General features: G+C 65.4%; 11 protein-coding genes. All 11 read right to left on the bottom strand.

Annotated features, from left to right (window positions below; genetic code table 11):
- Window positions 1-253: 253 nt before the first annotated feature.
- The 11 genes from MKK64_RS11920 to MKK64_RS11870 all read right to left on the bottom strand — a co-directional run bounded on the left by MKK64_RS11920 (window position 254) and on the right by MKK64_RS11870 (window position 7,185).
- Window positions 254-1,063, bottom strand: a complete 810-nt coding sequence (locus MKK64_RS11920; protein WP_243935051.1) for a hypothetical protein — start codon at window positions 1,061-1,063, stop codon at window positions 254-256.
- An 11-nt stretch (window positions 1,064-1,074) separates the two neighbouring features.
- Window positions 1,075-1,314, bottom strand: coding sequence for a hypothetical protein (locus MKK64_RS11915; RefSeq protein ID WP_243935050.1), 240 nt, complete (start codon window positions 1,312-1,314; stop codon window positions 1,075-1,077).
- Between the two features lie 265 nt (window positions 1,315-1,579).
- Entirely contained in the window at window positions 1,580-2,959 is a 1,380-nt protein-coding gene (locus MKK64_RS11910) for a phage/plasmid primase, P4 family (protein ID WP_243935049.1), read from the bottom strand.
- A gap of 13 nt (window positions 2,960-2,972) precedes the next feature.
- Window positions 2,973-3,842, bottom strand: a complete 870-nt coding sequence (locus tag MKK64_RS11905) for a bifunctional DNA primase/polymerase (RefSeq protein ID WP_243935047.1) — start codon at window positions 3,840-3,842, stop codon at window positions 2,973-2,975.
- The gene (locus tag MKK64_RS11900) at window positions 3,839-4,258 is read right to left on the bottom strand and encodes a hypothetical protein (RefSeq protein ID WP_243935044.1); all 420 of its coding nucleotides are present in this window, start codon (window positions 4,256-4,258) and stop codon (window positions 3,839-3,841) included. The genes MKK64_RS11905 and MKK64_RS11900 overlap by 4 nt, the downstream gene beginning before the upstream one ends.
- Window positions 4,255-4,497: a hypothetical protein gene (locus tag MKK64_RS11895; protein ID WP_243935042.1), complete on the bottom strand. Its 243-nt coding sequence runs from the start codon at window positions 4,495-4,497 to the stop codon at window positions 4,255-4,257. Before MKK64_RS11895 ends, MKK64_RS11900 begins: the two co-directional genes overlap by 4 nt.
- Window positions 4,494-4,664 carry a hypothetical protein gene (locus tag MKK64_RS11890; RefSeq protein ID WP_243935040.1) on the bottom strand — a complete coding sequence of 57 codons (171 nt, stop codon included), beginning with the start codon at window positions 4,662-4,664 and terminating at the stop codon, window positions 4,494-4,496. Before MKK64_RS11890 ends, MKK64_RS11895 begins: the two co-directional genes overlap by 4 nt.
- Window positions 4,657-4,944: a hypothetical protein gene (locus MKK64_RS11885; protein WP_243935038.1), complete on the bottom strand. Its 288-nt coding sequence runs from the start codon at window positions 4,942-4,944 to the stop codon at window positions 4,657-4,659. Before MKK64_RS11885 ends, MKK64_RS11890 begins: the two co-directional genes overlap by 8 nt.
- A gap of 56 nt (window positions 4,945-5,000) precedes the next feature.
- Complete coding sequence (locus tag MKK64_RS11880; RefSeq protein ID WP_243935037.1) at window positions 5,001-5,573, bottom strand: MerR family transcriptional regulator; 573 nt, start codon at window positions 5,571-5,573, stop codon at window positions 5,001-5,003.
- A gap of 669 nt (window positions 5,574-6,242) precedes the next feature.
- Window positions 6,243-6,533 carry a hypothetical protein gene (locus MKK64_RS11875; RefSeq protein WP_243935036.1) on the bottom strand — a complete coding sequence of 97 codons (291 nt, stop codon included), beginning with the start codon at window positions 6,531-6,533 and terminating at the stop codon, window positions 6,243-6,245.
- 313 nt (window positions 6,534-6,846) lie between these two features.
- Window positions 6,847-7,185 carry a hypothetical protein gene (locus MKK64_RS11870; RefSeq protein ID WP_243935033.1) on the bottom strand — a complete coding sequence of 113 codons (339 nt, stop codon included), beginning with the start codon at window positions 7,183-7,185 and terminating at the stop codon, window positions 6,847-6,849.
- Window positions 7,186-7,246: the final 61 nt, after the last annotated feature.

Genomic DNA, 7,246 nt, shown 5'->3' with positions numbered 1-7,246 from the left:
CGTCGCGCTGTGGAGCCTGCGGCCTCACTGGATGAGATGGACCAATCCCTGGCCGCTGCCAGGGTCGGCTGGCACGGGCGGGGGCTATTCCACCGAGCCCAGTTGCTTCGGCGACCGTGGGCATCACTCCTGGTCTGGCGGGTCGAGGAGCGATCGCGGAAGCTGCAGCGGGGGAGACCGTGGTGGTGGCGACTGAGAGTCGCTCGCTGCCCACTGTGACGCTGATTGGCCTCGGTGTTCTCTCGGGTGATGGTCATGCGCGGTATCCCGTGTCGGATCTGAGGGGCTGAGGAAGGCTGCGCCAGATCGGCGGGGCATCCCGACCGAGACCGGGCAGCGTCACACGATGCGAGAGCGGGACATGCGGCTCGCCGGGTATGCTGGGCACGGCGACCCGGCGCTCGATCGTCTTGGCGACCCGATGCCGGAGATCGTTGCCGGCCAGGATACCGGCGGGCTGACCGGTCCGGTTATCGACCCAGACGAGGTCATGCGTGGTCTCGTAGCGGATCGGGATAGTCTCGGTGCCGTTGAACGGCTCACCCGGCGGCACCGGCTCGGCGCCGTCCGGCCGGGCTGCGTTGGCCTCGGCGATCCGGCCTTCCTGCTCACGAAGCTGACCGAGCACGCCGGCCAGTTCCCTCGCCAGGACGACATACCGATCGGCGAGTTTCACTGCCTCGGCGCTGGCCTTCATGCCGGCCTTGCGCAGCGCCTTGCGACGGGCCTGCTCGGCCTCGTGGTCGGTGCGGGCTTTGGCCTCGGCGATGACCGCCGCCGCGTGCTGCATCTCGGCCGCATCAATCCGGATCTTGGCCACGGCGATGCGCTGGTCGAGGTCGGCCACGGCGTTGGCGGTGCCGTTCAGCATCAGATCGGAGCGGCTGGCCTCCAGCGCAGTGCGCTCAGCAACGGCAGCATCGCGATCGGCTGCGATGTCAGCCGACGTACGCGGCGCAAGCTGAGCGGCGTCCCGAACGACTGGATCGCGGGGCTGCGATCTGATGGTGACGACAGGGTGAATGGTCCGCGTCTCGCGCACGTTCACCCGGGGAAGGGTCATGCCGGCGCTCATCAGGCGGCCTGCCGCATCGCGGGGGCAGACGGCGCCGGACCGGGGCCGTCGTCGGTGCTGCGGAAGGGCGGGAGCTTCACGCCGTCGGCATTGAGCTGCGCGCGAAGGGCTCGGCGCAGGTACTCGCCAGGCGATGTACGGGACTGCTGCGCTGCCGCTGCAACAGCACCAGAGAGGCCGCGCTCGGCCCGGAAGCGGACCATCTCAGGGAAGTTCAGCGTGCGGGCAGTGTTCTGCACGGTCAATCTCCATAACAAGTGCGACATCTGCTGCCGCCTAGTGTCACGGATTATCAGTCTCAGCTTATAGAGATGCAACAATTCGCGTTGTTGTTTGGCCTTACTTGTGATGGATCAGTGAAATTCTACGTTCCCGCAGCGGCCTTGTCCGGCCACCTGCCAAGACTAGCTGGGGCGGGTTGGGGCGGACCATCCGGTTACCTTGCCATTCGCGCCCGTGCGCGTGTGCGTGCAGTACGGAGAACCCGCCCCAACCCGCCCCAACTCAATCCCCCTCATGGCTTGGCCGTGGCCTGACCTCGACCCCCTCGAACCCGCGCGCCCTTCCGCCGAGGCCCGTCGGGACATGCTTGTTCTTCTTGAAGCCGAGCTTGTCCAAGCGCTCGCCGAAGCTGGTTTGCGTGCCGGTCGGCTCATTGTTCGACCGCGCGTACTCGGTCCATGAAGCGAACAGTTCCGAGGTCGTCGCCTTGCGGTAGGGGTTGGTCTTGTCAACGACACACCGATCGTCGAGCCACTGGCTGAAAGTGTCCTGCGCGGTGAAATACTCGTCGGTGGCATCCTTCACGATCTCAGGGCGCACAAGGCGATAGGCCTGCCAGTCCAGGCATCCCTCGATCATCCAACGCAGGATCGCCGGCCACTCGTCGCAAAGCTTTTTCTCCAACCGGGGATCTGGGACGGCAGGCTTGAATAGAAACGGGAGCAGGTTGAACCGGCGCCGGGCGGCATCATCGACATTTGACAGCCCGGGCTTGTTGTTGCCGATGATGAGCAGCTTTAGGACAGGTGTGAACTCGAACTCGTCCTGCCGCATGTAACGGGCACGCATGACGTCGCCACCAGTAAGCTGCTTGATCCGACTCTCGGCCCACTGGCGCCCCTGCTCGGTCTCCGAAGCGGTGACGAGCCGGGCACCGCGCAGCGCGGCGATCTCCGTCGGGTGGCGGTCGTGCTTGGCCGCCGTGAAGGTCTCCATGGCGGCGTTCAGCGCGTAGTCCGCGAGGATCCCGGCCAGGACGTGGATGAGCACGCCCTTGCCGTTCCCACCACCGCCGAAAGCGAAGCACAGCGCCTGCTCGCTGGTGTCACCGGTCAGGCAGTACCCGGCCCACTGCTGGATGAACCGGATGTACCCAACATCGCCTTGGGTCACGTCCTGCAGGAATTGGAACCAGACCGGGCAATCCGAGGCCTCGGTCGGCGTCACCGCGGTGAGTTTCGTGATGCGATCGTTCCGATCCGCTTTCCGTAGCTTGCCGCTGCGCAGGTCGACCGTGCCGCCGGGCGTGCCCAGGAGCCACGGGTCTCGGTCCCAGCCCTCGATCGTCACTGCAAAAGCTGGATCGGAGCGGCAGAAGCGTTCGACGCCGGCGGCGAAGCTCGTCTTTGAGGCGATGAACCGGGTCTTGGGATCCTCGTCCCGGCACAGTTCCCGGGCCAGCTCGCGCGCCCATTGGAAGGCCTTGCCCTGCCGGTTCGGGATCCAGGCAGCGCCAGTCCACTCGTGCCATTTGCCGGTGTCGTGGCAGAACAGGAGTTCACCGGCATGCCGCTCAGCAAAAGTTCGAGCGGCCCAATCTTCCGTCAGCAGATCGCCGTTGCCGGTTTGCCTGGCACGGGGGCGCTGGCCGAACTCCGACAAGTTCAAGATATCGTCAAGGCCTGCTGCCACTACGCGCCTCCCTACGCTTGAGTTCGCGACGGGCAATCGAGCCGACTGTCTTCGTCACCTCCTCAGGCCTGAGCGGAGGTCGGCATCGGGCAAGGTTCCAGGCCTGCACCAGTTCGTGCGCCACGGTCGGATCAACGTAGCGCCGGAGCAGGTGACCGCTGAGCCTGGACACGGCGGTGTTGCGACCACCGTCGGACACGCCCTCGGAGACGAGCTGGCGCCACTCCGACGGATCGCGTCCGCCTCCGCGCTCGCGGGGCCGCGTGAGCGCTGTGGCCATCCATCCCGGCATCGGGGCCGGAACGACATCATCGGGGTGGTGGTCCACCGACCAGGCGTAGTGCCGTCCGGATGCGTGAAGGCTCGGAGCGGCGACGACGTAGCCCCCAGCCCCACGGATATCGAGGCCAGGCGCTAAGCCTCCCTGGTCACCAGCGCTGTTCCGGATCTCGACCCCTGGGGGCGGTCGGAAAAAGATGTGCTGGCCACCGCCACCGGTGAGTGCCCGGGTGGTCTCGGGAAGAGGGCCATGCTCGGCCTCCAGCGCTTCCAGGCTGGTATCGCCACCATGGCGTGGGTCCACGTCTAGGACTACGGACGGACCAGTCGCCAGCCCAATGTTCGCGAAAGGCGCGGTGCTGAACCAGTGCCGGACCACATGCTCGTGGTTCGTTGCGTTGGTCAGTCCCTTCGGCGCTAGCTTCGCCATCGGGTGCTTGCCGGCGTCCTCACAGGCTAGCTTCCCACAGGTGCAGACTAGGCGGCCGTCCGGTCCTTCGCGCATTCCATGAAGTGGGAAGACCCTGGCTCCCTTTCCGACGAGATACAGGGCGGCGCTGACCCGATCGATCATCGGCCGCCTCCGTCGTGAAGTGGACCGCCAGGTAGGGCTGCCGCCCACCGGAGCATTCCTTCTTTCTCGGCGACAGCAGGATGCCGGGCGGCATGCTGCGCCCATAAGATCGCAATGCCCTGCTCGGGGGCGTCGCTTCCGTCCTCGTCTGCCGGCCCCGGAACGAAAGCCCGCAGGCGGACGCCGGGCGCAATGTTCTTAATCAGGACGAACGGGGCGTCGCCCGGTTCGTTGACGATCGACCCGCCGCAGATGGCCTCGAGCTGGCTGATCTCAGCACGGCCCATCCGGCGCATCCGATATTGCCGATGTGGGAACCGCTCGAAGAACTTCCGATCCGCGTCGGTCGCCTGCTCGGCTTCGACGGCATGCCGCTGCATGGCGCGGCGCTGCTGACGGGAGAGTTGCATAGTCATGCGGCGCGCTCCCTAATCGTGCGGGAGGGCCGCAATTCATCAGCGAGACCAGCCGCGGTCATGAGGGCACTGGCCGCGCAACGGATCGAATAGGCCAAGCCGCGGGCGTCGCCGATGGCAGCGAACTCCGTCGCGGCGCGAGCATAAGCCTCTGCGATCCGGGCAGCGTCACCGGCCGCTTCGTAGACAGGCACGAGATCAGGGGTCGGAAGGGGGTTGCCAACCTGGGTGCCATTCATCGCGCGCCCTCCCGGAGGAAGGTTCGAGCGGCGGTGCTGTTGGCGACGATGCCGAGCACCATGCCTTCCCGATCGATGACCGCCACGGCAGCGGAACCGGCTTTGAGCGCCGACCAGATTGGTTTCGATAAAAGCCGAGCAGCGCGCCCGGTGCGGGTCTCAGGCATGCCCGTCCTCCGAGGTCGACCGGATCACCCGGCCCAAGCGAGCCAGTGCCCATTCATCGAGAAGATCGACGGGATAGAGCGGGACCCGGCCAGCCTTCTGGAATGGAGGTCCTCCGCCCAGGCAGGCGAGCTTCGCAAGCGTCGCGATCGCCATCTCGATCCCGTGCTCGTTGAGCAGGTACCGGCTGGCCTCCCAACGGCGAAGCCGTGGCTTGCTCACCTTGGGTGGCGGACAAAGCTCCGCCAGTCCCCTCGCAAGGGGTTCCTGAACATCTGCCATTTTCATGCTCCTGTCAGTGGGCTCAGAGCTTACTCAGAGCCACGCGAAGATGTGTTCTAATCTTCATTCTTTATTTCTGAGGCATCATTGCCCCAGAGCCTCCCCCGAACTGCGAGCATGTGCTGCTGATACTTTGACAATGCGAGGCCAATGTCCTCGGCGGCCACCTGACCAGGGCTCTGGCTGATGGCTTCGCGAAGGCGCGGCCAGAGGTCGTCGAAGATTGGCCAGAGGTGCACGTTGAGGCTGGTCTGGTGCCGCGGGTCCGGCATGAGGCCCCACTGCCCCGAGCTGTTCATCGAGAACGTAACCGTTCCGGGAAAAGCTGAGACGCGATGCCCGAGCAGGTCCCGGCCGCGGGTCAGCAACTCGCGATAGGGATCGATCGGCTGACGAAGGGCAAACGCCGCAGCACTCGGCGACAGCCCCATCCGAACGAGTTGCTGCATCACAGCCAGCTTGAGCACTTCAGTTAGGCCGAACGTCAGATGTCGGCCCTTTCCCTGACGCTGCTCCGGGAACGGCGAGTACCGCTTGAGCCAAGCCGAAAGGCTGTTGTCCTCCATGCCCAGGATCTTGGCCGCCTCGCCGCGGGAGAATTTCCAGCCTTCGATCAGTTCTGCGGTCACGACCTATCCCTCATCCTGCAGATGCTTATATAGGTACATGACGCACCTGTAAAGCGCCTGCGCTACACGGAATGCGCTGGTGGGATACCGATTGGCCAGCGTGTCTGAGCGCCTCCCCAGATAGTACCCTCAGCATTCCTCCAAGGCTCGGTCGGTGGCACGAAGCAACAACATTTGGCAGTCGCGACCCTCAGGTAGGCCAAGGCTCGGCTCGGCATCGCCGCCGTCTTCGAGGCCTGGATTTCCGTCGATGTCGTCCAGGGCGGCGACCCTTGTCGTCGCCATCGAGGGCCAGGGCCAATGCGCCTTCGATGCGCATGCGGAATTCGGTCTTGAGAGGATTGACCGAAGCGCTCCGCGATGTGCCCGAGCAGTAATTTCATCGAAATGACTGAACGGTAAGTGTCGCCTGTCAGGCTTCGGTCAGACCGTCCGCGCCCATTTTTGAGATGGGCCCCTTCCTACTTCACGCTGGGCGCGGACGTTACTACTCACTCGGCGCCGTTCGAAGCATGCTGCCGAGGCCCGCGCGGCGAGCTAAGTCCTCGGCGAGCCGCCGACGCTCCCCTGCCAGTGCGAGAGCAGCGTCAGCCTCGTCGGCGAGCCTTTCGGAGCGGGCGAGGTCGGCGCGAGCTCACTGGATGTTCGCGATGACGAGAGCGGCGAGGATCATGCGCATTGCACGACCCTTTGCGCTGCGTGCCGAGCCTGTGCGATCAAAGCGCCAATCTCCACACTCGCGTGTCGAGCAAGCGCCATCGTCACCACCGGGTCGCCGCGCATCGCCTCTGCGACGAGCGTTCGCAACACCGTGTCGGCGTATTCGGCTTGCCGCAGCATCATCTGAGCTTCGCTGATAGCCACCGCAGTCGGAACAGGCTTCGGCGCCTGCCGCTTGGGGCGCTTGAACCGCTTCCCCACGGGAGGGACGACAGCGAGGTAGGATGGCAGAGCCTTCATAGGCTAGCCTCCCATCCGCATCCTACTGCCGAGAGGATCAGCGCTGCACGTTGCGACGGCGGCTGCGACTCCCGCTCCTGATGCCACTGCCACGCCGGAGTGTAGAGCGTGGTCAAGGCTCCGAGCGGGGGGTGTCTAAGCTCACAAGCGACCTTGTAAGCCTCCTGGTTCAGCCACGTCTCATAGTTGGCGAGTAAGCTCGCGGTGATTGGAGCGGCGACCGCGGTCGGGTTGCCGATGAGCGTCACGCCGCCGCCGATGAGCGGGAGCGAGACGAGGCCGCGGAGGAACCCGCGGCGGTCTGATGGGGCGCTCATGCGAACACCACATCGTTGAAGGCGCCGTGGCCATGCTGCTCAAGCGAGCCATCGAGGTCGCCGCAGCCGTTGTCGCCATCCTCGTCGTCCGTGGACCGGCCGAGCAGGTAGAGGCTACCGTCAGCCGCCCGCTCACATGTCACATGGTCGGCGTCTAAGTCCGGGTCGCCATCCAGGGCGTCCAGCAGGGCAAGGTCCGCTTGGATGCGATCCGCAACGCGCTGGCGAAGCGCCTTCAGGCGCTCGTGGTCGGCATAGCAGAAGTGGCGGTCCAAGCCTCTGTGGATCGCCTCAATGGCGTCGTGCGCGGCCTGGTCGGGATTGGCAGCCTGCATGGCGCGGAGAGCTAGTGTGACGGGACCAAGCTGCGTCCCAGCCCCGCGGGGTAATAAGGCC

The organism is Methylobacterium sp. E-025 (assembly GCF_022829705.1).
In the GTDB taxonomy this organism is placed as follows: domain Bacteria; phylum Pseudomonadota; class Alphaproteobacteria; order Rhizobiales; family Beijerinckiaceae; genus Methylobacterium.
This window is presented reverse-complemented; position numbering and strand designations above follow the sequence as displayed.